Consider the following 24,033-nt stretch of genomic DNA (forward strand, 5'->3'; position numbering starts at 1 on the left):
CCGCCGGGGCGTGCCACGGGCCCCCCACCCGTGGCCTGACACCCACCGCCGATCACTCGGCCGGCACCACGACCTCGACCCGCTGCACCATGTTGTTGGCGAAGCCGCCACGGTTCCACTGTTGCTCGACGGGCTGGGTCCGCCCGGACGCGTCGGTAGCCCGCGCGCCGAGCACGTACCGGCCGGGGGTGGCGACCCACTCGTGCCGCCAGCGCCGCCAGGCGAAATCCCCCGCGCCCGTCGGGTCCAGCTCGGCCGGCGCCCAGCTCTCCCCACCGTCGGTGGTCACCTCCACGGCGACCACCGGGGCGTGCCCGGACCAGGCCCGACCATCCAGGGTGCATGGGCCCTGTCGCAGCACCCGGCGGCGGGACATGAAGTCGGGGAAGCCGGGCGGACGGACCAGCGCTCGCGGCTCGATCCGCGTCACCGGCACGCCCGGGTCGTCGGCGTCGCGGCGCACCCGGTAGGCCACCGCGTTCTGGTACCCCTCGAACGGCTCGGTCCGCAGCTCGATGGAGTGGACCCACTTTACGTGCGCCATGCCGTACCAGCCCGGCACGATCAGCCGCAGCGGCGCGCCGTGCTGCGGCAGCAGGGGAGCGCCGTTCATCTCGTACGCCAGCAGCACCTCCTCGCGCAGTGCGTCGGCGACCGGAAGCGCCCGCTGGTAGTCCTGCTCGATCCCGCGCTCCACACCGTGATCGGCGCCGGTGAAGACCACGTCCACCGCGTCCGGGTCGATGCCCGCCTCCCGCAGCAGCGGAGCCAGGGGGGTGCCGGTCCACTCCGCGTTGCCGACCGCCTCGACCAGCCAGGGCTGGCTGACCGGCCGGGGGTGCAGCAGGGCCCGCCCGTTGCCGGCGCACTCCAGGGTCACCTGCCGGGTGACCCGGGGCCGCTCGCGCAGGTCGGCGAGGGTGACAGTCAACGGCCGGTCCACCGCGCCGCCGATGGTCAGCGTGTGCGTCGCCGGGTCGAGTTCCGGGATGTCGTAGTGGATCAGCAGGTAGTGCAGCCCGGCCGGGGTGACGTCGTAGCGCAGCGCCTCCAACGGGATGCCGTGGTTGCGGGCCGCGAGCTGCAACTCCTCGGCGCTGATCGTCTCGTTCGGCTCCGCGAGCCGGGACGGGTCGCTCACGTCGGCCACCGTCGGCCCGGCGGTGGACGACGTCCGGTCATCGAGAGTGGTCATACGGGCCTCCCCGGTACAGACGGCGGGACCCGCCGTACGCGGCCCAGCCTAGGCCCTTCGTGACGGCCCGAAAACGGCACCGGAGGTACGGCGGCGTGCGCGCGACGGGCCGTGGACAGCGGCTTGCCGTCCCGGGCATAGCAGATCATCGAAGTTGTTGGGTGGTCGTCCACAGCACCCCCGGTTGTCCACAGAAGCGTCGGCCGGGCTGGCGGGCGACCCGGCGTCGGCCGGAGGCTGCCGACATGCGACAGCCATCCGTCCGTTCGATCCGCCGCACGCTGCTGCTCTGCGCGGCACTTCCGCTCGCACTGACAGTGCAGCTCTGCGGGCTGGCGGTGCTGGTCGCGGCGGTGCCCGGCCAACCACCGACCCCTACCGCGCCGGTCGCGGTTTTGGCCGTGCCGGTCGCCGACCCGGCGCCCGCCGGGCGGTTCCGCTGGCCGGTCGACGGGCCGCCCCGTCCGGTGCGCCGGTTCGACCCGCCGCCGCGACCGTGGCTGCCCGGCCACCGCGGCGTCGACCTGGCCGCCCCGGCCGGAGCAGTGGTCCGCAGCGCCGGGCCGGGCACCGTGCTCTTCGCCGGCCTGGTGGCCGGTCGACCGGTGGTCACCGTGGGGCACGCCGACGGGCTGCGGACCACCCACGAGCCGGTCCAACCCGTCGTACGTCCCGGCCTGCCGGTCACCGCCGGCGCGCCGCTGGGCAAGCTGCTGCCCGGGCATCCGGGGTGCCCGGCCGAGGCGTGCCTGCACTGGGGCCTGCGCCGGGGCGAGGAGTATCTCGACCCGCTGGCCCTGCTCGGCCTCGGCCCGGTGCGCCTGCTCCCGGTCGGTCCGGTCCCGGTGTCCGCTCCCAGCCGTCCGGTCAGCGCTGGGCGAGCAGTGCCGGCAGCCGCGCGGCCAGCCGTTCGTACTCGTCGGCGGCGTTGTAGACCTGGCCGGTGAGCCGCAGCCACCCCCGGCCGCTCCAACTCATCACCGCCACCTCCGCGGCGAGCCGCTCACCGATCCGCGCCTGCAACGCCCGCGCAGCGTCGATCGTGGTGCCAGTGCCGGCTGGCAGCGGAATGAGGCGCAGCGCCACCCCCGGCCCGCCGGGGTCGGGCAGATCGGCGGGGGTCACCCCCAGCGCGTCCCCCACCACCCGCTGGCCGTACGCGGCGAGCGCGGCGTTGTGCGCCCGCACCCGGTCGACGCCGAGACTGCGCATCGTGAACAGACCCGCCGGAGCGGCCAGCCAGGGCGTGTAGTCGAGCGTCGCCTGCCACTCGAGCCGGGCCGGGAAACCCGACTCCTGCTCCCAGGACACCACCAGCGGCTCGATCCGGTCCCGCCACTGCGGCGCCACCGCCAGCAGGGCGGTTCCGCGCGGGGCGTACGCCCACTTGTGCAGGTTGCCCACCCAGAAGTCCGCGCCGATGCCGGCCACCGGGGTGGGCAGCATGCCCGGGGCGTGCGCGGCGTCCACCAGGACCGGCACGCCGTGTTCCCGGGCCACCCCGACGATGGCGGCGGTCGGAAAGAGCTTGGCGGTGGCCGAGGTGAGCTGGTCGACGACGAGCAGCCGGGTCCGCCCGGGGCGCAGGCCGGCGCGGACGCTCTGCACGATCTGCTCGTCGGTGGCGGCCAGGGGGATCGGCAGAACGCGGCTGACCGCTCCGGTGCGGCGGCACTCGCGCTGGATGGCCAGGCTCACCGCCCCGTACCCGTGGTCGGTGCTCAGCACCTCGTCGCCGGGCTTGAGACCAACCGACTGGAGCACCACTGCGACGCCGGTGGTGGTGTTGCCCACCAGGGCGCTACCGTCCGGGTCGGCGCCCAGGAACCCGGCGAGGTGCCGGCGGGTGTGCGCGATCCGGTCGACCAGCCCCTGGGTGAAGAAGCGCAGCGGGTTCGCCTCCATCTCGTCGCGCAGCCGCTGCTGGGCGCGCTGCACGCCGATCGGCACCGCGCCGAACGAGCCATGGTTGAGATGACTGACCGCCGGGTCCAGGGAGAAGAGCAGGCGGGCGCCCGGGATCGGCTCAGGGGGATTCGGGACGCTCACTTGATGATCGTAACCGTCACGCTCGCGCGCCCTCCGGCCCTTGATCAGGCCCGTGGGTGCGCCTGCCGGTACGCGGCACGCAGCCGCTCGACCGAGACGTGGGTGTAGATCTGCGTACTCGCCAGCGACGAGTGGCCGAGCAGCTCCTGCACGGCGCGCAGGTCCGCGCCACCCTCCAGGAGGTGGGTGGCCGCGGAGTGGCGTAGATCGTGAGGGCTGGTCCGGGGCAGTCCGGCGGTCTCGGCGTACGCACCGACGATCTGACGTGCGGTCGTCGGGTTGAGCCGACCACCCCGGGCACCCAGCAGCAGCGCGTCGCCGGAGCGGGCGCCCACCATCGCCGGGCGGCCCCGGCGCAGCCAGTCGTCCAACGCCCGCTGGGCGGGCACCCCGTACGGCACCGAGCGCTCTCGCCCGCCCTTGCCGAACACCCGGATCACCCGCCGACCGTGGTCGACATCCCCGACGTCCAACCCGCACGCCTCACTGACCCGTACGCCGGTGGCGTAGAGCAGCTCCAGCAGCACCCGGTCCCGTAGCGGCACCGCCTCGGCCGCTCCGCTCGGGCCCGACTCCGCGGGCGGATTCGGGGGCGGTGCCTGCCGGGACGGTGCCTCGACCAGAGCGACGGCCTGGTCGGTACGCAGCACGCTGGGCAGTTCCCGGTGCGCGCGAGGGCTGGCCAGCGCGGCGCCCACGTCGGCGGGGAGCAGCCCGGCTCGGTGTGCCCAGGCGCTGAATGCCCGTGCCGACGCGGCCCGCCGGGCCAACGACGTGCGGGCCGCACCCGTGGTGCGCTGCTTCGCCAGCCAACTGCGCAGCACCGACAGGTCCAGCTCGGCGAGGTCGGCGCAACCCATCCGGACGGCGTGGTCGAGCAGCGAGACCAGATCGGTGACGTACGCGCGGACGGTGTGCGCCGACCGGTTACGAACCCGGGACAGGTGCTCGGCGAAGTCGTCGACAGCGTCGCGCAAGGCTGGCGGGAGTGCCTGGTGCATGGCCCGGGTACCCCGGTCGGGCCGGCTCATCGCGGTCGCGCCGGCGTGCCGGCCGGTACGTCGGCCCCGGCACTCGCGATCACAGCTGGCACGGCATCAGCCTACGGCCGGGTCGGGTACGTCACCGGCCATGACGGGCGCGGTGCCCACCCGAACTATCGGCGGTTGCTCTTCTTGATGAGGAACACGACCAAGCCGACAACGAGCACGGCGGTCACGACGAGACAGCAGAGCACGCTGATGTGCCACGGCTTGATTGCACCCATGACCGGGCACGGTACCGGCAGTATCGGCTGGCCGGGGCCCCAAGCGCGAGGGGGTACGGGCATCCGGACGACCACCCCCGGCCGGCGGGCTGCGTCGCTCCCGCTCAGGTACCAGGTAGAACGGATGCCCCCGCTGCCGCCGCTTGCCTGGGCTTGGCGGGTGGGGCGAGGGCGTAGCCGTCGTCGCGACGGACCACCATGGACAGTTCCTCCAGCATCGACAGCTTGCGCAACGCGGTCCGTACGTCGACACCGGCGCGCGCGGAGAGCCGGTCCACGCCCATGGCGCCTCGGCGGGGCAGCGCCTCCAGCAGCGACCGCGCGTCGTCGTCCAGCGCGTCGGTGGCCCGTTGCGGTCCGCGCGCCAGCGGGGCCAGGTCGGCGCCGATCCGACCGACCTCCTCCAGCACGTGCGCCACCCCGGTGACCAGCCGAGCCTTGGCGTGCTCGCGCAGGAACTCGTGGGCGCCGACGGACATCGCCGAGGTCACCGGCCCCGGCACCACCATGGCCACCCGATTGGCGTGGATGGCTCGCCGGGCGGTCTGCGTCGCGCCACTGCGCGCCGACGCCTCGACCACGACGGTGCCCCGGGTGCCTGCGGCGATCACCCGGTTGCGGATCAGGAACCGGGGCCGCAGCGGCTCGGCACCGGGCGGCCACTCGCTGACCAGCAGCCCCGTCTCGGCGATCCGGTCGAAGAGCGCGGCGTTGCCCATCGGGTACGGGCGGTCGAGCCCGCAGGCGAGCACCGCGACGGTCAGACCGCCCGCGGTGAGGGCGCCCCGGTGGGCGGCGGCGTCGATGCCGAACGCGCCACCGGAGACGACCGTCCAGTCCCGCTCCGCCAACCCGTACCCCAGTTCGGTCGCGACGTGCTGCCCATAGCCGGTGGCCGCCCGCGCCCCCACCACGGCCACCGAGCGATCCAGCGCCTCGCCGAGCGGCCAGCTCCCGCGTACCCAGAAGCAGAGCGGCGGGGCGGTCTCACCGTCGACCCGGCGGCTGACGTCCGGCAGCCGCAACGCGGCCAGGCTGGCGACCTGGGCGGGCCACTCCTCGTCGTCCGGCGTGACCAGCCGGGCACCCAGTCGGTCCGCCCGCTCCAGGGCCTCCGCGGCCACTGCCCGTGCGTCGCCGGCCGCCGAGCGTGCGGCGACAGTGGTGTGCAGCCAGCCGTCCGGGCTGCCGCCGTCGAGCAGCAGATCCAGGGTCGCCACCGGGCCGTGCCGTTCGACCAGGTGATGGACCGCGCGCGTGCCCGGCTCCGCCAGCCAGGTCAGTGCGACCCGGGCCAGCCTGCGTTCGTCCTCGGCGCTCATGTCGCCTCCCCCGTCCGTAGTTGAAGCGCTTCTCGGACGTCGTCCCGATCAGGTCGGTCGCGACCGTCCAGGTCGGCGATGGTCCAGGCCATCCGGATCACCCGGTCGAAGCCGCGCGCCGACAGCGAGCCGGAGTCGAGCCGGCCCCGCAACTCCACGGTGACCCGGGCCGGCAGCCGCCACGGCGGTCGGCGCAGGTGCGGCCCTTCCACTTCGGCGTTGAGTCGCCGGCCGAGGTCGGCCCAGCGGGCGGCCGCCGCCTGCCGGGCCGCCGCCACCCGGGCGGCGACCGTCGCCGAAGGCTCGACGGCGCCGTCGGCCGCCATCAGCTCGGCTGCCCGCACCGGCATCAGCCGCACCTGGACGTCGATCCGGTCCAGCAGCGGCCCGGAGAGCCTGCCCAGGTAGCGGCGGCGAGCCAGCGGCGAACACTCGCACTGCGCATCGCCGGCCGGCTTCGCGCACGGACACGGGTTGGCCGCGAGCACCAACTGGGTGCGAGCCGGGTACACGGTGCCGCCCCCGCTGCGGTTCAGCTGGATGCGGCCGTGCTCCAGCGGCTGGCGCAGCGCCTCCAGCGCGCCCTTGCTGAATTCGGGAGCCTCATCCAGGAAGAGCACCCCGCGATGCGCCAGCGACACCGCGCCGGGTCGGGCCAGCCCCGAGCCGCCCCCGACCAGCGACGGCACGGTCGCGGTGTGGTGCGGCGCCTGGAACGGCGGGCGGCGCAGCAACCGACCGCCCGGCGGCAGCAGCCCGGCGACCGAGTGCAGCGCGGTGACCTCCAGCGCCGCGTCGTCGTCCAGCTCGGGCAGGATCGACGGTAGTCGTTCGGCGAGCATCGTCTTGCCGGCGCCCGGGGGGCCGAGCAATGCCAGGTGGTGCCCACCGGCCGCGGCGACCTCCAGGGCGCGCCGTCCCATCTGCTGCCCGGCGACCTCGGCGAGATCCGGCCCACCGACCACCGGTGCCGGGATGTCCGCCGGTGGCTCGATCAGCGGGGTCCCGTCCCGGACGAAGGCGACCAGCCGATGCAGGGTGTCCACCGCTCGCACCCGCACCCCGGGGATGACGGCGGCCTCGGCGGCGTTGCCGGCCGGGACGATCACCCGCGCGACGCCGGCCTGGGCCGCGGCGGCGACCATCGGGAGCACGCCGCGCACCGGCCGGACCGTCCCGTCGAGCCCCAGTTCGCCGAGGACCACCACCCCCTCCAGGGGGAGCAGCGGCAACTCACCCGAGCCACCCAGGAGCGCTGCGGCGATGGCCAGATCGAAGGCCGAACCGAACTTCGGCAGTGTGGCGGGCAGCAGGTTGAGAGTGATTCTCCGGTTGGGCCAGCGCTGGCCGGAGTTGACCACGGCGGCACGGACCCGGTCGCGGGCCTCGTGCAGGGCGGTGTCCGGCAGACCGGAGATCACCACCGCCGGCAGGCCGGCGGCCAGATCGGCCTCCACCTCGACGAGGTGGCCGGTCACCCCGACCAGGCCCACGCAGAGCACCTTCGCGTAGCTCACGGCGCGTCACCGATCCTCCGGGTACGCATGTCAGAACGCGCCCTTGAGGTGCTCGACCTGCGCCGGACCGGCGTCGGGCAGCCGCACCGACAGCACGTCGAAGCGCACCTCCTCGGCTGTCGTACCGGTCTCGGTCAGCCACCGCGCGGCGAGCCCTCGCAGCCGGCGCGCCTTGGCCGGCACGACCGCCTCGGCCGGGGTGCCGAAGCCGTCACCCCGGCGGGTCTTCACCTCACAGAAGGCGAGCACCGGGCCGTCCCACGCGATGATGTCGATCTCCCCGGCCGGGCAGCGCCAGTTGCGGGCGATCGGGCGCAGCCCCGCCTCGGTCAAGTGCCGGGCCGCGCATTGCTCGCCGTACGCGCCAACCGCCTGGTTCCGCTTCGTCATGGCCGGCACCGTGCCCGCCAAAGGGCGATCGCCGCGACCCGGCGGGGGCCCAACTGTGGACAACGGGGGTGCTGTGGACAGTCGGACGATCATGCCCGCGCTGTGCTAGTGCGCGACTCGTGTCCGCGCTGTCCGGACGATCGGCGGCACGGCCGGCCGGGCTGAAATGGCGCGGGCGTGGCCGGTCGCATACGGTGCCTGACGTGGACGGACGACGGAGTTTTCCGGAAGATCAGGAGTCGCGCTGGTACCCCGACGAGAGGGGTCGCGGTTACGGCGAGTCGGAGTGGCGCGGCGCGGGCGAACCGCGGTACCGGGACGGCGAGATTCCCGAGCAGCGTGGCGCGGAAGACGGCCGTTCCGTCGAGGACACCGGCGTCGGCCGCCGCCGCGAGCCGGACTCGGGACGCTTCGGCGCCGTCGACGCCGGCCGCTTCGGTACGCCCGAGTCGGACTCGGGTCGTCTGAGCGCGGTGGACGTGGGCCGCTTCGGTACGCCGGAGTCGGACTCGGGTCGCTTCGGTGCCCTCGACGATCAGACCGGTCGGTTCGGGCCGGGCGAGGCTGATTCGGGGCGTTTCGGCGCTGTCGACCCGTTGGGCGCCGCACGGCCGGAAGCCGACGGTTACCGGGCCACCCGCTCATGGCGGGCGGACCGGGACCCCTCGGAGACCTCCGGTGAGCTGCCGGGTCGCCGGGCGGCCCGCGAGACGACCACGGCGGGGTCCCCGCTGACCGGCGTCGCGCCGGAGACCACCCGCGACAGCACGTCGACAACGCCGGCCAGCGTGCTCGCTGACCAGGCTCGTCCCGCTCCGCTCGCCGGCTACCCGATCGTCGAGCCGACCCGGGGCGGCGGCGACACGCCCCACCCGCTGGAGATGCCGACCGGCCCGATGCCGGGGATCGGCCCGCGACCCGACCTGCCCGCAGGCGAGCCGCCGGTGTATCCGCCGGCCGCCGACGGCGTCTATCGGACCCGTCGACCGGTGCTGGCCGTACTCTTCGCTCTGCTGGTGTTGGTCTTCGAGGTCCCCGCGTCGCGGGTGCTGCTGGCGGGCGTGACCGGCGACCCGGTGGACGCCGGGAACGTGGTGGTGGGTATCGCCCTGGTCGCCGGACTGCCGATCTTCGCGACCGGGCTGTACGGGCTACGAACCGGAGGTCTGGCGCTCGCCGACAACGGTCGGGGCTGGCTGCGCCCACCGACTGCCTACCTGACCGTCGGTCTGGTGCTCTTCGTGGCCGCCGCGCTCGCCGCCGGCTGACCTGGCCTGACCCGCCGCCGGCCGGGCGTGCGCTGATGATTCGGACAACAACCAGAAAATAGTGGTCTTCGGCGACGCGGAGGCTGCTGTTTCCATGAACCAGCGCGATCTTCCCGGCACGTCGAGCCCCGGAGCCCCGGAGACCGGAGCAGCACCTCCGCGCACCCCGGGGCGGCTGAAGGGGCGAGGGGCGTACACTGGCCAACTGGCGACCGCCTCGTGCGGTCGACCTCGCGCGCCCTCTTCACGAATCGTCGTGGAGCGACGGCCTCCCTGGTCCCGATCTTGATCGGGTCCACCATGGGTCGGCGACCAGGCGCCAGGACGCCCGGCCACCGGCCGGGCGTGACAACCAGGGACCTTGAGGAGTACCCCAACCATGGCCGTCGTGACCATGCGTCAGCTGCTGGAGAGCGGTGTCCACTTCGGGCACCAGACCCGGCGCTGGAACCCGAAGATGAAGCGCTTCATCATGACCGAGCGCAACGGCATCTACATCATCGACCTGCGCCAGACCCTCGAGTACATCGAGAAGGCGTACGAGTTCGTGCGTGGGACCGTCGCCGAGGGTGGCAGCATCCTGTTCGTCGGCACCAAGAAGCAGGCCCAGGAGGCGATTGCCGAGCAGGCGACCCGGGTCGGCCAGCCGTACGTCAACCACCGCTGGCTCGGTGGCATGCTGACCAACTTCCAGACCGTGCACAAGCGGCTCCAGCGGATGAAGGAGCTGGAGGGCCTGGGTGACCTCAGCGGCACCGCCGCCGGTTACACCAAGAAGGAGACGCTGCAGCTCTCCCGCGAGAAGATCAAGCTGACCCGCACCCTCGGTGGCCTGCGGGACATGCAGAAGCTTCCCGCCGCGGTCTGGATCGTCGACACCAAGAAGGAGCACATCGCCGTCGACGAGGCCCGCAAGCTGGGCATCCCGGTGATCGCGGTGCTGGACACCAACTGTGACCCGGACGAGGTCGACTTCCCGATCCCGGGTAACGACGACGCGATCCGCTCGGCGGAGCTGCTGACCAAGGTCGTCGCCGCCGCCGTCGCGGATGGTCTGATCGCGCGTTCCGGCCGTCGCCGGGGCAACGACGAGAAGCCCGAGGGTGTCGCGAGCGACGAGCCGCTGACCGAGTGGGAGCGCGAGCTGCTCGAGCCGAAGAAGGCCGACGAGCCGGCTGCGCCGGCCGCAGCGGCCGCCCCGGCCGAGCAGCCCGCCGCTGCCGCCATCGAGCAGCCCGCCACCACCCCGGAGCAGCCGGCGCAGGCCGCCACCGAGCAGCCGGCGGCCGCCACCGCGGAGTGATCGCACCGTCGCTGCCCCGCCGTCCGTTTTCGCGAACGGCGGGCAGCGACGGTACGCCGGGCACGATCCGCCCGGATCCGGGTAACCGGCACCTCTGACCATCCACACGCCGTCTCAACACCGAAGAGAGAGCCATGTCCCAAATCACCGCCGCGGACGTCAAGAAGCTCCGCGACCTCACCGGCGCCGGCATGATGGACAGCAAGAAGGCGCTGACCGAGGCCGAGGGCGACTTCGACAAGGCCGTCGAGATCCTGCGCGTCAAGGGCGCCAAGGATGTCGGCAAGCGGGCCGGCCGTACGGCCGCGAACGGCCTGGTCGCCCACTCCGGCAAGGCGCTGCTCGAGCTCAACTGCGAGACCGACTTCGTCGCCAAGACCGAGTCGTTCATCGCGCTGGGCCAGCAGCTGGTCGAGCACGGTGAGCGCGCTGGCGTGAACTCCGCCGAGGAGCTGCTCGCCTCCGAGCTCGACGGCAAGGTCATCGCGGACCTGATCCAGGAGCAGTCCGCCAAGATCGGCGAGAAGCTGGTGCTCAACCGGTTCGCCCGGGTCGAGGGCACCACCGCCGTCTACCTGCACCGCAAGGCCCAGGACCTGCCGCCGGCCGTTGGCGTGCTGGTGTCGTACACCGGCAAGACCGACGAGGCCGGCGACGCCGACGCCCGTGGTGTGGCCATGCAGATCGCCGCGATGCGGCCGAAGTACCTCACCCGGGACGAGGTTCCGGCTGAGGTCGTCGAGTCCGAGCGGCGCATCGCCGAGCAGACCGCCCGCGAGGAGAACAAGCCCGAGGCGGCTCTGCCGAAGATCATCGAGGGTCGGGTGAACTCCTTCTTCAAGGACTTCGTCCTGATCGAGCAGTCGTCCGTCTCTGACAACAAGAAGTCGGTGAAGCAGCTGCTGGCCGAGGCCGGCATCGAGGTCACCCGCTTCGTGCGGTTCGAGGTCGGCCAGGCCTGAGCCGTCACCGGGCGCCACGCGCGCCCGTGGGCAGAAGACGTCAACGAGGAGGCCGCCGGTGTACGTGACAGGCACCGCGGCCTCCTCGTCACATAGGGTCGGCAGCGGCAGGTTCGCGGTACGCGCCGCACGGGGCGTGCGCGTGGGGAAGGGCGGGGCGGATGACGCAGGTTGTGAGTGACCGGACGCTGGAGCTGGACGATCCGACGGCACCGCCGCCTGGGCGTGCCCGCCGTGTGGTGCTGAAGCTCTCCGGTGAGGTCTTCGGTGGCGGCGCGATCGGCGTCGACCCGGACGTCGTCCAGGCCATCGCCCGGCAGATCGCCACAGTGGTGCGCCGCGGCGTGCAGGTCTCCGTGGTGGTCGGCGGAGGCAACTTCTTCCGCGGCGCGGAGCTGCAGAAGCGTGGGATGGACCGGGCCCGCGCCGACTACATGGGCATGCTCGGCACCGTGATGAACTGCCTCGCACTTCAGGACTTCCTGGAGAAGGAGGGCATCGAGACCCGGGTGCAGAGTGCCATCACGATGGCCCAGGTCGCCGAGCCGTACATCCCGCTGCGGGCCATCCGGCACCTGGAGAAGGGCCGCGTGGTCATCTTCGGCGCCGGCGCCGGGATGCCGTACTTCTCCACCGACACGGTGGCCGCCCAGCGGGCGCTGGAGATCCGGGCCGACGTGGTGCTGATGAGCAAGAACGGCGTGGACGGCGTCTACACCGCCGACCCGCGGATCGACCCCACCGCCAGCAAGCTCGACTCGATCACCTTCTCCGAGGCGCTGCGCCGCAACCTGCGGGTGGCCGACGCGGCGGCGTTCAGCCTCTGCATGGAGAACGGCCTGCCGATGCTGGTCTTTGGCGCGCAGGGTGACGACACCATCATCCGCGCGGTGGGTGGCGACAAGATCGGCACCCTGATCACCGCCTGAGTCCCGCCGACCGGCGACGACGACAGCGGTGTGACGACTTTCAGCAGAGCCCACCACGAGCACAGAAGGAGGCGAGGAGACCGGTGATCGACGACACCCTCCTCGAGGCCGAGGAAAAGATGGAGCGTGCGGTTGAGCACGCCAAGGAGGAGTTCGGCGCCATCCGTACCGGTCGCGCCAACGCCGCCATGTTCTCCAAGGTCATCATCGACTACTACGGCACGCCCACGCCGCTGACGCAGATGGCGTCCATCGCGGTGCCCGAGCCGCGGATGGCCATCATCAAGCCGTACGACAACTCGCAGATCAACGCCATGGAGAAGGCGATCCGCGACTCGGACCTCGGGGTGAACCCGAACAACGAGGGCAACCAGCTGCGCATCCTGCTCCCGCAGATGACCGAGGAACGCCGCCGCGACATGATCAAGGTGGCTCGGCACAAGGGCGAGGAGGCCAAGGTGGCGATCCGCAACGTCCGCCGCCGTGGCAAGGAAGAGCTGGACCGGATCGTCAAGGACGGCGAGGCTGGCGAGGACGACGGCCGCCGCGCCGAGAAGGAACTCGACGACCTGACCCAGCGGTACGTGGCCAACATCGACGACCTGGTGAAGCACAAGGAAACCGAGCTGCTCGAGGTGTGACCCATGCTCCGAGGCCCGTTCCCGACGTCGGGAACGGGCCTCGTTCCATAGGTCAGCAGGGGATCCAGACGGTCCTGGTGCTCTCGGCGAACTGCTCGCCGGTGGTCGAGTCGCGCAGCGAGAAGTGGGCGGTGGCCCGACCGGGGTGCAGTGCCGGGGCGATCCGGGCGAACGCCATCCCGAGTTCGACGCTGCCGCCGTCGCAGAGGATCTCGCCGGCGCCGTGTCCCCCGGTGGCCCAGAGGGTCGGCAGGCCGTCCTGCACCAGCGAGGCCGACATGAGGACGATGCCGGCCGGGCAGTGCCGGGCGGTGGCGGTGACCCGTGCCGCCGGGTACGTCACTCCCGGCGGCTCAGCGTAGGGCGGCTCGAACGGGAACAGCTCGCTGGTGTGGCGGTCGATGGTGATCCTGGTCCGTGCCGTGGTGGCGGCGGCCGGTGACCCTGCTCCCAGGACCATGGCGGCCACCGTCAACACCGCGAGACCGAACTTGAACATGTGAGTGCCCTTCCCCCGTTCCGGAGCGCGGGCTGGCGCCAGCGCGGCACCAGCGGACCACGCCGGACGCGTTCGCTCAGTACTCGATCGCGCACCGGACGAGTCGGATCGACGGCTGCGGATCGCCTGCGGTCTGCGGTACCGGATGGGTGTGCGTCGCTGGCCGGCGGCCTGGCGGCGCGGGTGGCGTCCGTGGGCGTGCCTCGTCCGCCGTGCCGATCCGGCGTGTGCAGTAGGCTCGGCAGGATTCCCGGCCACCGGGTGGTGAACACCGGGGATCGACCGACCGTCGGGGCGGTCAATCGGAGGAACATCGCACGTGTAGGGGATGCTTGTGGTCTTGCGTCATGTGGTGGTTCTCGTGCCCCGTCGCGGTGCGTGATGTCCCACCCCGACCCCTACGGCAGCGAGCCTCGCGGCTGGGACCGGCCGGAGCGCCCGGTGGCGCTGCCCTGGCCGGACCAGGAGCTGGAGGCCGGCCAGTGGAGCCGCCGTCCGGCCGCCGGCCCTGAGCTGTACGCCGACCCGCACGCCCGGCCGTACGCCGACCCGCACCCCGCGGACCCGTACGACGAGCGCGGCCGCCCGGTCCGCCCGGACGACCGCTTCGACGACCGCGACCGGCACGATCGTTTCGACGACCGGGACCGGCACGTCGACGACCGCAACCAGCCCGACCGGTACGACGACCGGGGTCGCGGTGACCGCTACCCGGACCGACCTCCCGCGGGCGACGGGCCGCCCCGTTACGACGGCCCGGACCGTGGGCGCTTCGACGAGCCGAGCAGCCTCGACGGCCCTCCCATCCGCTTCGACGACCCGGGGTACCCGACCGAGCAGCTCGCGCCCGTGCGGGCCGAGGTGGTGCCGGACGAGGCTCCGACGACCGGTCGACGGTCGAAGGGCCGACGTCGGGCCAGCCTCGACCGACCGGCCACCCAGCAGCTGGGCACCGGGCGGGCGGGGCGCAACCTTCCCGCGGCGATCGGGGTCGGGCTCGGCCTCGGCGCGCTCATCGTGGTGCCGCTGATCGTCTATCCGTTGGCCTTCCTGCCGGTGATCGCCGCCGCTGTCGCCATCGGCATCTGGGAGATGGCCCGCGCGGTACGACGCAGCGGCGCGCACCCGCCGCTGGTGCCGCTGATCGCCGGTGGCGTGTTGACAGTGGGCCTGGCCTGGTACGCCGGCCCGGACGCGCTCAGCCTGGGGCTGCTGGTCACAGTGCTGGGCACCATGATCTGGCGGTTGGGTGATGGGCCGGCCGGCTTCCAGCGGGATCTCACCGCGGCCACCCTGATCGCCGTCTACGTGCCGTTCCTCGCCGGTTTCGCGGCGTTGCTGGCGGCGGCCCCCGACGACGGGCACCTGCGCATCCTGGCCACGCTGATCGGTGTGGTCCTCTCCGACACCGGTGGGTACGCGGCCGGGGTCTCCTTCGGCCGCCACCCGATGGCCCCGTCGATCAGCCCGAAGAAGTCCTGGGAGGGCTTCGCCGGTTCGGTCACCGCGGCGGCCCTGGGCGGCGCGTTGCTGCTGTGGCTGATGTTCGAGGTGGCCCCCTGGTGGGGTGCGCTGTTCGGGGTGGCAGTCTCCTGCGCGGCGGTCCTCGGCGACCTGGCCGAGTCGATGATCAAGCGGGATCTCGGCGTGAAGGACATGAGCAACCTGCTGCCCGGCCACGGCGGTCTGATGGACCGGCTGGACTCGATCCTGTTCGCGGTACCGACGGCCTACCTGCTGTTGGCGGTCTTCGTGCCGGTGGTGAACTGAGGTATGAATCACGGCGACCTGGTCATCCGGCTCCGGCGGTCGCGGCCCGTTCGACACCTCCGGACCGGCAGCCGCCGCCGACGGCGTGACACACTGGACCAGCCATGACGAGCCTGCCCTTGATCCCCGCCATCTCGGTCGCCCCCGCCGCGCGCCGGGCCTCCATGCCCCCTCAGCACCTCGCTGACCTGGACCTGGCCGGCCGCCAGGCGTTGGTCACCGGGCTGGGTGAGCCGGCCTTCCGCGCCAAGCAGGTCTCCAACCACTACTTCGGGCGGTTGGTCCGCGACCCGCAGGCGATGACCGATCTGCCCGCCGCGACCCGGGAGCGGCTGGCCGACCAGTTGCTGCCGACGTTGCTCAACCCGGTGCGCGAGCTGGCCTGCGATGACGGCGCGACCCGCAAGGCGCTCTGGCGGCTGCACGACGGTGCGCTGGTGGAGAGCGTGCTGATGGGCTACCCGGACCGGGTGACCGTTTGCATCTCCAGCCAGGCGGGTTGCGGCATGGCCTGTCCGTTCTGCGCGACCGGCCAGGCCGGGCTGACCCGCAACCTGTCGACGGCGGAGATCGTCGACCAGGCGGTGTACATGGCCGGCGTGGCGGCCTCCGGCGTGGTGGCCGGTTCCCCGCCGAGGCTGTCGCGCGTCGTCTTCATGGGCATGGGCGAGCCGCTGGCCAACTACAACCGGGTGATCGCGGCGATCCGTCGGCTGGTCAGCCCGGCCCCGGAGGGGCTCGGCCTGTCCCAGCGGCACATCACCGTTTCCACGGTCGGCCTGGTTCCGGCCATCCACCGACTGGCCAGCGAAGACCTCTCAGTGACCCTTGCGTTGTCGTTGCACGCGCCCGATGATGATCTGCGCGACGAACTCGTGCCGGTAAACCAGCGCTGGAAGGTAGCCGAGGTGCTGGACGCAGCGTGGGACTACGCCGCCCGGACGGGCCGCCGCGTGTCGATCGAGTACGCGATGATCAAGGACGTGAACGACCAGCCGTGGCGAGCCGACCTGCTCGGGCGGCTGCTGGCCGGCAAATTGGCCCACGTGAACCTCATTCCGCTCAATCCGACGCCGGGCAGCCGCTGGGACGCGAGCCCGAAGCCGGTCGAGCGGGAGTTCGTCCGGCGGTTGCGCGACGCCGGGGTGTCCACCACAGTTCGGGACACCCGAGGTCGCGAGATCGACGGCGCGTGTGGCCAGCTTGCCGCCGCCGAAGACAACGACACCAACACCGACCGCGCCGGAGAGGCACCGGCGTGACCGGGCGTGGCGAACGAGACCAGGAGACATAGTGGCGAGTCAGGGTCAGCGTTTCCGGCGCAAGGCGCTCCGCCGGGGATACAAGGTCGACGAGGTGGATGCCTTCCTCGACCGGGTCGAGGCTACGCTCGACGGCCGACAGGTCGGCGCCCCGGTGGCCTCCCAGGAGGTCCATGACGTCGTCTTCCGGGTCCGCTTCAACGGCTACGACGAGTGGCAGGTCGACCTTCACCTGGACCGGGTCGAGCGGCAGCTGGCCGAGCTGGAGGAGCGCAACAGCGCCGGGCGCGGTGGCGACCCCCGGATGGGTGACCGGATGGGCCCACCGGACCGGATGGGTCCGCCGATGCGTGATGACCGGGGCATGGTTCCGCAGCCGATGCCGCCCCGGCCGATGCCCGCGCAGGCCGGCCCGCCCTACGGCCGCTACGACGAGCCGACCGGTGCCTTCGCCGGTGGTTACGACGCCCCCCGCGGCGGTGGTTACGACGCGCCCCGTGGCCCGGCCGGCCCTCCGATGGGTCCCGGTGGCCCGATGGGCCCCGGCCCGATGGGTGGCCACGGCATGCCGCAGCGCGGCCTGCCCGCCGGCCCCAGCGGGTACGGCCCCCCGGACGACCAGCGCTCACCCGGTGGCTACGGCCCGGATGATCAGCGCGGCGGGTACGGCCCCGACGACCAGCGCGCGCCCGGCGGTTATCCGCCGCCGCCGGAGGAGCCGCGCTTCGACGGCTTCGAGGCCGGGCGGCACGGCCGCGCCGACATGACGGCCGAGATCCGGATGCCGGAGCGGGATCTGCGCGACATGCGCCGTGGTCCGGCCGGTCCGCCTCCGCTGCCGCAGCAGGGCATGGGTGGTCCGCCGATGGCCGGCCCGCCCGCTGTGGCCGGCCCGCCGATGGGTGGCCCGCCGATGGCCGGTCCGCCGATGGCGGGCCCGCCCGGCAGCGACCTGTACCGGGTCGACCAGATCCGTCGTAGCTTCCAGGTGCGCCGGTTCGGCAGCGGGTACGACCCCGACCAGGTGGACCGGTTCTTCGACACCCTGCTCGGTGGCATGCAGCGCCGCAACCCCATGCCGGTCGACCCGAAGGACCTGGACACGCTCCGGTTCGGCCTGGTGCCGGGTGGCTACTTCGAGGCCGAGGTCGACGCCGCGCTCAAGGACGTGCAGGACATCCTCTTCGGGCGCTGACCCCGACGCGATACGGACGAGGGCCCGTCCCCCGGGTTGGGGGCGGGCCCTCGGCGTACGTCGGCCGGTCGTCCGGCGGTGGGTCGGGTCAGGAGCGCAGACCGCTGCGCCGCAACACGACGTCGCCGATCACGATGATCAGCAGCAGCGCGGCCAGGCCGATCAGCCAGATGTCCTCGACCCTGCCCTCGTGGTTGCCGCAGATCATCGCCAGCAGCGCCAGTGCGGACAGCACGGCGCCGATCTGCCCGGCCTTGCGGTGCCCGGGCTTGTGCTGGTCTGGCGACGTTACCGGCTCGCTTCCTGCCACTGTCGGTCCTTCCCTCGCGATCGGATCTTTGGTTAGTCTGGCACGCCTCGTACGCGGTGCGGTGGGGTGGGGGTTTCCTGGCCATCGGCCCTGCCCCACCAGGGCTGGACGGCACTACCGGCGTCGCGGGGCGGCGGTCAGACTCCCTCCGGTAGCGTTTGGCGTACACCTGATTGTCTGTTTGAGGGGGACTGTGCGGTGCGAGTGACCGGAACCGGGCACGCCAGCATGCGGATCGACACGGCCGCGGGCAGCATCCTGTGCGACCCGTGGGTCAACCCGGCCTACTTCGCGTCGTGGTTCCCGTTCCCGGACAACTCACTGCTGGACTGGGAGAGCCTGGGTCAGGTCGACTACCTGTACGTCTCCCACCTGCACCGGGACCACTTCGACGCGAAGCACCTGCGCGACTTCATCTCCAAGGACGCCACGGTCCTGCTCCCCGAGTTCCCCACCTCGGAGATGGAGGACGAGTTCCGGGCGCTGGGCTTCACCAAATTCCTGCAGGCGCCCAACGAGCAGGTGGTGGAGCTGCCCGGCGGCCTGAAGATCATGATTCAGGCGTTGACCAGCCCGACCGACGGGCCGATCGGCGACTCCTCGCTCTGGGTCGAGTACGAGGGTGTGCGGCTGCTCAACCAGAACGACGCCCGCCCCACCGACCTGAGCCTCTTCACCGAGTTGGGGCACGTGCACGCGCACCTGCTCCAGTTCTCCGGTGCGATCTGGTACCCGATGGTCTACGAACTGCCGCAGGCGGCGAAGACCGCGTTCGGCAAGCAGAAGCGTGACCGGCAGTTCGACCGGACCTGGCGGTACATCGACGACCTGAAGGCGTCGCACGTCTTCCCGATCGCCGGCCCGCCGTGCTTCCTCGACGACGCCCTGTGGCAGTTCAACGACATCCACGGCGATGAGGGCAACATCTTCCCCGACCAGTCCGTCTTCCTGTCGGAGTACGCCAAGGTCGGCGGCACCAACGGGATCGTGCTGCTGCCGGGCAGCGTCGCCGAGGTCACCACGGAGGGCGCGAGCACCACCCACCCGGTGCCGGTGCAGGAGTTCTTCGCGAACAAGGTCGCGCACCTGGAGGAGATGCGGGAGCGCAAGCGCCCGATCATCGAGGCGGAGAAGGCGTCCTGGCGGCACCCCGAGGTGGACGTGCTCGGCGAGATGAAGCGTCGGATCGAGCCGCTGCTCGACGAGTCGATCTACCTGGCCAAGGGGGTCGGCGGCCCGGTCCGTTTCGACCTGGTGGGGTATGACGGCGAGAGCGTCGAGTCGATCGTGGTGGACTTCCCCGGCAAAGAGGTTCGGCCGTACGCGGACGAGAAGGTGCGCTACCGGTTCCGGATGGAGCGTTCGCTGATCGAGCACCTCCTCTTCATCGACGAGGTGGACTGGGTCAACTCGCTCTTCCTGTCCTGCCGGTTCTCGGCTGCCCGGATCGGCCAGTACAACGAGTTCGTCTACGCGTTCTTCAAGTGCCTCTCCGAGGAGCGGCTCCAGTACGCCGAGGGCTGGTACGACGAGCACGAACGCAGCACCGACGCCGAGGACATCACGTTGGGCGACTGGGTGGTGCAGCGGCGGTGCCCGCACCTGAAGGCGGACCTGACCCGCTTCGGCATCGTCGACGGTGACCAGCTCACCTGCCAGCTGCACGGCTGGCGCTTCGACCTGCCCTCTGGCCGCTGCCTGACGAGCGTGGGCCACAAGGTGCGAGCCCACCGCGTAGACGCGGAAACCCCCGCCCCCGCCGGCGAGGCAGTGATCTGACCCGCCTCACCACCGCGATCTTGCACTTGCTGTGGCGACGAAGCGGGGCGTAGCCCATAGCGACGTCCGAGATTGCAAGATCGCGGGAGTTTGGGTCAGGCGCTCAGGTCTTTGAGGATGCGGCGGGCGGCGTTGTGGCCAGCCGCACCGATCACGCTGCCGGCCGGGTGGCAGCCGGCGCTGCCGGCGTACACACCGTCGACCCCGCTGGCGTAGGGCATCCGGTCGGTGAACGAGACGGTGTTGTCGACGTGGTGGATGTGCCCGCCGGTGATGCCGAAGTGCTCCTCGATGCCGGGCGGCGGCAGGGGCACCGCGTCGGCGATCAGGTCAGCGGTGCCGGGGGCGTAGCGCTCGACGATCCCCAGCAGCCGATCGACGTATCCGGGCAGCTCCGCGTCCCAGGTGGTGCCGGCCAGCTCGTAGGGGACGGACTGCACGAAGAGCGCCGAAGAGTGGTGCCCGGCGGCGTCGGAGAGCGACGGGTCGACGGTGGTGTGCAGGTACCACTCGATGGTGGGCTCCGCCGGCAGGAGGCCGGCCTGCACGTCCGCCCACATGGCGCGCAGCGCGGTCATCGGCGACGCCTCCGCCCCGCCGACCAGCGACGCCGACCCGGGCAGCAGGTGGATGGTGGAGCCGAACGGGCTCGGCGTGCCGTCCGGCAGGCAGGAGAACCGCGGCAGCCCGGTGAGCGCCAGGTTGAGCTTGAGCGTGGTGCCGGGCCGGCGGACCGCCGCCATCCGCTCGCCGAGCCGCGCCGGGAGCGCGCCGTCGGGCAACAGGTCCATCAGCCGGTACGGGTCACACGCGCCGAGCACCACAGGGGCGGCGACCTCCCGACCGTCGGCCAGCACCACTCCGCTCGCCGTGCCGCCGTCCACTGTCACCGCGTGCACCGGCGTACCGGTCAGGATGGTCGCTCCGGCGGCGCGCGCGGCCTCGGCGAACGTCCGGGAGACAGTGCCCATCCCACCCTCGGCGATCATCCAGGTGCCGCCGGAGCCGGGCAGTCGGCACATGTTGTGCACGAGGAAGTTGTGGCCGGTGCCGGGGTCGTCCGGGCCGGCGTTCAGCCCGGACAGGCCGTCGGTGACCGCGTACATGCTGACCAGCAGTTCGGAGCGGAACTCGAACCGGGCCAGGTAGTCGGCGACCGAGCCCTGCACGAGGTCGACGAAGACCTGGCGCAGCGCCGGGCGGACGTGCCGCTCGGCGGTCTCCTGAACGCTCAGCGGCTCGGCCAGCCAGGCCGGGGCGAGGTCTTCCCGCAGCGCGGCCAGCTCGGCCTGCATCGCGTCGTCGGCGGCCACGTCGGCGGGGGAGAAGAACTCGGCGAGCTGCGCCCGGGTGGCGGCGGTGTCACTGCCGAAGAGCAGGTACGGCGAGCCGAGGCCGCCCGGGGTGGGCAGGAAGTAGTGCGGGTCGCGGCGCAGCACCGGGATCCGGACGTCGAGCGTGGCGAGCAGCTCCGGGGGCATCAGCCCGAGCAGGTACGAGCCGGTGGAGTGGCGCAGCCCGGGCACCTTCGGGAACGGGTTCTCGGTGCGGGTCGCGCCGCCGATCACGTCGGCGGCCTCCAGCACGAGGACGTCCAGGCCGGCCCGGGCCAGCAGGACCGCGGAGACCAGACCGTTGTGCCCGGCACCGACGATCACGACGTCTGCGCGGGCCGGAATCTCACTGCTCATGCCGCGGCAGCCTAGTCCGCCCACCAGTCCAGGTCACCCCTTCCGCCCGTTCACCCACGCCCTATCGGTTGGCGCGCCAGCGGGAGAGGGCCAGGGTCGCGGAGTAGCCGGCCAGGACGATCACGTGGAACAGGTAGAGCCAGAGGAGGACGGCCACGCCGGCGCCGATCTCGTCGAAGCCACCGAACGGCACACCCAGGTCCAGCGGGAGCGAGGCGAAGAGCACGAAGCCGTGCAGGAAGCCGGAGAGGTTCGCCGCGGTGAACGACCCGATCCCGAGCGTGGACAGCCAGTCCGGTGAGGCCGGCCCGACCACCCGGAACACCCACACCAGCACCGGCGTGAGCACCAGCCAGACCGCCAGGAACGACAGCACCACGCCGAGCACACCGAGCCAACCACCCTGACGTACGAGGCGGGTGGTGAGCGGCAGCGCCAGCAGGATCGACAGCAGCAGCGCGGGGGCCGGTGCGAGCAGCGGTAGCAGCAGGAGCCGGCCCCGCCAGCCGACCAGGTGCTCGTCGGAGCGGGGTGCGGCCACCGAGACGAACGCCCGGCGCAGACCCTCGCCGTACAGCGAGGCGGGCAGCAGCGAGGCCAGCGCCAGTAGCGGGGTCAACTCCACCCCGGCGTTGACGAGCGCGTCCACCGCCCGGGGCGCGCCGATCGCGGTGGGGAGGGCTTCCACGGCGTACGAGGTGAGTCGGCGTACCCGGTCGGCCCCGGCCAGCAGCGCGGTGAGCCAGATCGCCAACAGGGCGACCGGCACCACCGCGATCGCACCGTAGAAGGTGATCGCGGCCGCGTGCAGCGACAGGTCCCGCCCGCGCACCGGACGGAACGCGCCGCTGGTGATCCGTTTCGCGCGCTGCCATCCGTTGCCCATCGGGTCCTCCTTCCCCGTCGTCGTTGCCGTCACTCCTTAAGATCGCCGGTCATGACTGTTCTCACCACCGAACGCCTGATCCTGCGTGATTGGACCGACGATCCGACCGACTTGGCCCGCATCTACGACATCTACTCCCGCCCCGGTATCACCCGTTGGTTGGCGGTGTCCCCCGGGCTGCCGATGACCGATCCGGCGCAGGCCGCTGACCGGCTGCGGATCTGGCGGGACCGGCACGCCGCCGACCACGGCCGGTACGGCACCTGGGCGATCGAGGTGCGCGAGACCGGCCTGGTGGCGGGCACCGCGTTGCTCAAGCCGCTGCCGGGGCGCGATGAGGCACTGCGTACCGAGGACATCGAGACGGGTTGGCACCTGCACCCGGATTCGTGGGGTCACGGCTACGCGACCGAGGCGGCCCGCGCGATCGTCAACCGGGAGTTCGCTGCCGGCACCTCGGAGATCTACGCGCTCGTGTCGCCGGGCAACGATCCGTCGATGGCGGTCTGCCGGCGACTCGGCATGGCCCACGTGGGCCTGCGCACCGACTGGTACGGCGGCGAGGAGTTGGAGACCTTCGTCCTGGCCGCCCCTGGCGGACAACTGCCCTCGGGTCAGCCAGCCAGGTAGCGGGTGGCGAGTTCGGGGCGCTGTCCTCCGAATGCGGCGAGGTCGGCTCGGAAGACCGCGTCCAGGAGGCCGGCGTCCTCGACGCCCGGGGCGACGACGACCTCACCCAGTTCCAGACCCCGCAGGCTCGCCGTGACCACGTCCTCGGCGCTCATCCGGGGGACCACGCTCATGTCGAGACCTTGGCGCTCGTGGAACTCGGTGGCCACCACGCCGGGGCACACCACCTGCACGGTCACGCCGGTGCCCTCGAGCTCGGCACTGAGTGCCTGGGACATCGCCACGAGATGGGCGAGGGTGCCGGCGTAGACGGCACGGCGGGGCATCATCGAGCCCGGTGCCGGGCCGCTGAAGGCGATCATGCCGGCGACGTTGATGATGGTGCCTTCGCCGCGCGCCTGCATGCCCACGACCGCGGCGCGGCTGAGCATGGTCGGGGCGACGACCTTGACGTGTACGAGTTCCTTGGCCTTGTCGGCGGGTAGCTCGGCGAGCGGCATGTAGTGGGACACACCAGCGTTGTTCACCAGCATGGTCAGGGGTTGTGACGCGCACACCTCGGCGACTGCGTCCACACCTGCGTCGGTCGCCAGGTCGGCGACCACCGTCTGCACCCGGACGTCGGTATGTGCGGCCGTGAACTCGTCCAGACGGTCCTTTCGCCGACCCGCGATCACCAGGTCGTAGCCGTCGACCGCCAGGCGCTCGGCGAAGGCCTTGCCAATGCCGGAGGTGGCGCCGGTGACGAGTGCGAGCTTGTTCATGGTGCTGGTCCCCTCGGTTCTGTGCGGGCCGTCAAGCCGGGCTCGCGGTGTCCACCCCCACTGTGGGCCGTCGTCGGCCGGAACGACAGGAGATCGCTGATATCGCGCTGTCCTGTCGACAGGTGGATTGCCGTCAATAGTCAAGGTGGTCGAAGTGTTGACGCCCTCGTAGCACGTCAGTAATCTTTGGTCAACGCCATGCAAGATCTCGACAAAGGCGTGCTTGCTTCGTTGCATGTGCTCGAAAAATTCGAGGGACCGCCTCGTTTGGTGGGGGTTGATCCCCATCCCCAACCCGGTGCCCCCGCGCCGCCAGCACATCCTCTTCCGGCACCCCCGACACCGGCCGACGTCCCCGCGTCGGCCGGCGACCCACCACCGCACACCCCACCCCCGTGGTCACC

22 protein-coding genes are annotated in these 24,033 nt (G+C 72.1%); 11 read left to right on the forward strand and 11 right to left on the reverse strand.

Annotated elements, in window-relative coordinates; translation table 11 throughout:
* Positions 1-52 precede the first annotated feature (52 nt).
* Positions 53-1,195, reverse strand: a complete 1,143-nt coding sequence (locus ACLJOK_RS23075; protein WP_410820729.1) for a sulfite oxidase — start codon at positions 1,193-1,195, stop codon at positions 53-55.
* A 245-nt stretch (positions 1,196-1,440) separates the two neighbouring features.
* On the opposite strand from ACLJOK_RS23075, the gene ACLJOK_RS23080 reads away from it, so the two are divergent.
* On the forward strand, positions 1,441-2,142 hold the full coding sequence (locus tag ACLJOK_RS23080; RefSeq protein WP_410820730.1) for a murein hydrolase activator EnvC family protein: 702 nt from the start codon (positions 1,441-1,443) through the stop codon (positions 2,140-2,142).
* Here the strand turns inward: ACLJOK_RS23080 and ACLJOK_RS23085 are convergent.
* The 5 genes from ACLJOK_RS23085 to ACLJOK_RS23105 all read right to left on the reverse strand — a co-directional run bounded on the left by ACLJOK_RS23085 (position 2,063) and on the right by ACLJOK_RS23105 (position 7,740).
* Positions 2,063-3,244 carry an aminotransferase class V-fold PLP-dependent enzyme gene (locus tag ACLJOK_RS23085; RefSeq protein WP_410820731.1) on the reverse strand — a complete coding sequence of 394 codons (1,182 nt, stop codon included), beginning with the start codon at positions 3,242-3,244 and terminating at the stop codon, positions 2,063-2,065. The two genes, ACLJOK_RS23080 and ACLJOK_RS23085, sit on opposite strands and share 80 nt — an antisense overlap.
* A gap of 44 nt (positions 3,245-3,288) precedes the next feature.
* Positions 3,289-4,275, reverse strand: a complete 987-nt coding sequence (locus tag ACLJOK_RS23090) for a tyrosine recombinase XerC (RefSeq protein ID WP_410820732.1) — start codon at positions 4,273-4,275, stop codon at positions 3,289-3,291.
* Between the two features lie 340 nt (positions 4,276-4,615).
* On the reverse strand, positions 4,616-5,833 hold the full coding sequence (gene dprA, locus ACLJOK_RS23095; protein ID WP_410820733.1) for a DNA-processing protein DprA: 1,218 nt from the start codon (positions 5,831-5,833) through the stop codon (positions 4,616-4,618).
* Positions 5,830-7,350, reverse strand: a complete 1,521-nt coding sequence (locus ACLJOK_RS23100; RefSeq protein ID WP_410820734.1) for a YifB family Mg chelatase-like AAA ATPase — start codon at positions 7,348-7,350, stop codon at positions 5,830-5,832. The genes dprA and ACLJOK_RS23100 overlap by 4 nt, the downstream gene beginning before the upstream one ends.
* Positions 7,351-7,380: 30 nt before the next feature.
* Positions 7,381-7,740, reverse strand: coding sequence for a YraN family protein (locus ACLJOK_RS23105; RefSeq protein ID WP_410820735.1), 360 nt, complete (start codon positions 7,738-7,740; stop codon positions 7,381-7,383).
* 203 nt (positions 7,741-7,943) lie between these two features.
* Between ACLJOK_RS23105 and ACLJOK_RS23110 the strand changes: the two genes are divergently transcribed.
* The 5 genes from ACLJOK_RS23110 to frr all read left to right on the forward strand — a co-directional run bounded on the left by ACLJOK_RS23110 (position 7,944) and on the right by frr (position 12,843).
* Positions 7,944-9,008 carry a hypothetical protein gene (locus ACLJOK_RS23110; protein ID WP_410820736.1) on the forward strand — a complete coding sequence of 355 codons (1,065 nt, stop codon included), beginning with the start codon at positions 7,944-7,946 and terminating at the stop codon, positions 9,006-9,008.
* A 379-nt stretch (positions 9,009-9,387) separates the two neighbouring features.
* A complete protein-coding gene (gene rpsB / locus ACLJOK_RS23115; protein WP_410820737.1) occupies positions 9,388-10,311 on the forward strand; it encodes a 30S ribosomal protein S2 in 924 nt (307 codons plus the stop codon).
* Between the two features lie 134 nt (positions 10,312-10,445).
* Positions 10,446-11,273: a translation elongation factor Ts gene (gene tsf / locus ACLJOK_RS23120; protein WP_091400300.1), complete on the forward strand. Its 828-nt coding sequence runs from the start codon at positions 10,446-10,448 to the stop codon at positions 11,271-11,273.
* Between the two features lie 161 nt (positions 11,274-11,434).
* Positions 11,435-12,202: a UMP kinase gene (pyrH, locus tag ACLJOK_RS23125; protein WP_030487501.1), complete on the forward strand. Its 768-nt coding sequence runs from the start codon at positions 11,435-11,437 to the stop codon at positions 12,200-12,202.
* Between the two features lie 83 nt (positions 12,203-12,285).
* Positions 12,286-12,843 (forward strand): ribosome recycling factor, encoded by a 558-nt coding sequence (gene frr, locus ACLJOK_RS23130; RefSeq protein ID WP_204943784.1) that lies wholly within the window; start codon positions 12,286-12,288, stop codon positions 12,841-12,843.
* A gap of 52 nt (positions 12,844-12,895) precedes the next feature.
* Here frr and ACLJOK_RS23135 read toward each other — a convergent pair whose 3' ends face one another.
* Positions 12,896-13,342 (reverse strand): hypothetical protein, encoded by a 447-nt coding sequence (locus ACLJOK_RS23135; protein WP_410820738.1) that lies wholly within the window; start codon positions 13,340-13,342, stop codon positions 12,896-12,898.
* Positions 13,343-13,723: 381 nt separating this feature from the next.
* On the opposite strand from ACLJOK_RS23135, the gene ACLJOK_RS23140 reads away from it, so the two are divergent.
* From ACLJOK_RS23140 to ACLJOK_RS23150, 3 genes are all read left to right on the forward strand, one after another.
* The gene (locus ACLJOK_RS23140; protein WP_410820739.1) at positions 13,724-15,112 is read left to right on the forward strand and encodes a phosphatidate cytidylyltransferase; all 1,389 of its coding nucleotides are present in this window, start codon (positions 13,724-13,726) and stop codon (positions 15,110-15,112) included.
* 104 nt (positions 15,113-15,216) lie between these two features.
* Positions 15,217-16,374, forward strand: a complete 1,158-nt coding sequence (gene rlmN, locus ACLJOK_RS23145) for a 23S rRNA (adenine(2503)-C(2))-methyltransferase RlmN (RefSeq protein WP_091400305.1) — start codon at positions 15,217-15,219, stop codon at positions 16,372-16,374.
* Positions 16,375-16,405: 31 nt separating this feature from the next.
* Positions 16,406-17,569 (forward strand): DivIVA domain-containing protein, encoded by a 1,164-nt coding sequence (locus tag ACLJOK_RS23150; protein WP_410820740.1) that lies wholly within the window; start codon positions 16,406-16,408, stop codon positions 17,567-17,569.
* 88 nt (positions 17,570-17,657) lie between these two features.
* Here ACLJOK_RS23150 and ACLJOK_RS23155 read toward each other — a convergent pair whose 3' ends face one another.
* Positions 17,658-17,879, reverse strand: coding sequence for a DUF2631 domain-containing protein (locus tag ACLJOK_RS23155; RefSeq protein WP_091400308.1), 222 nt, complete (start codon positions 17,877-17,879; stop codon positions 17,658-17,660).
* 198 nt (positions 17,880-18,077) lie between these two features.
* Here ACLJOK_RS23155 and ACLJOK_RS23160 point away from each other — a divergent pair, with 198 nt between their 5' ends.
* Positions 18,078-19,658 (forward strand): Rieske 2Fe-2S domain-containing protein, encoded by a 1,581-nt coding sequence (locus ACLJOK_RS23160; RefSeq protein WP_410820741.1) that lies wholly within the window; start codon positions 18,078-18,080, stop codon positions 19,656-19,658.
* A gap of 95 nt (positions 19,659-19,753) precedes the next feature.
* On the opposite strand, the gene ACLJOK_RS23165 is transcribed toward ACLJOK_RS23160, so the two are convergent.
* Both ACLJOK_RS23165 and ACLJOK_RS23170 read right to left on the reverse strand, forming a co-directional pair.
* The gene (locus ACLJOK_RS23165; protein ID WP_410820742.1) at positions 19,754-21,349 is read right to left on the reverse strand and encodes a phytoene desaturase family protein; all 1,596 of its coding nucleotides are present in this window, start codon (positions 21,347-21,349) and stop codon (positions 19,754-19,756) included.
* A gap of 61 nt (positions 21,350-21,410) precedes the next feature.
* Positions 21,411-22,235 (reverse strand): YhjD/YihY/BrkB family envelope integrity protein, encoded by an 825-nt coding sequence (locus ACLJOK_RS23170; RefSeq protein ID WP_410820743.1) that lies wholly within the window; start codon positions 22,233-22,235, stop codon positions 21,411-21,413.
* Between the two features lie 51 nt (positions 22,236-22,286).
* Here ACLJOK_RS23170 and ACLJOK_RS23175 point away from each other — a divergent pair, with 51 nt between their 5' ends.
* On the forward strand, positions 22,287-22,865 hold the full coding sequence (locus tag ACLJOK_RS23175; RefSeq protein ID WP_410820744.1) for a GNAT family N-acetyltransferase: 579 nt from the start codon (positions 22,287-22,289) through the stop codon (positions 22,863-22,865).
* On the opposite strand, the gene ACLJOK_RS23180 is transcribed toward ACLJOK_RS23175, so the two are convergent.
* Positions 22,850-23,629 carry an SDR family NAD(P)-dependent oxidoreductase gene (locus ACLJOK_RS23180; RefSeq protein WP_410820745.1) on the reverse strand — a complete coding sequence of 260 codons (780 nt, stop codon included), beginning with the start codon at positions 23,627-23,629 and terminating at the stop codon, positions 22,850-22,852. The genes ACLJOK_RS23175 and ACLJOK_RS23180 overlap by 16 nt on opposite strands.
* Positions 23,630-24,033 lie beyond the last annotated feature (404 nt).

Source organism: Micromonospora sp. 050-3 (assembly GCF_046549335.1).
GTDB lineage: Bacteria > Actinomycetota > Actinomycetes > Mycobacteriales > Micromonosporaceae > Micromonospora > Micromonospora trifolii.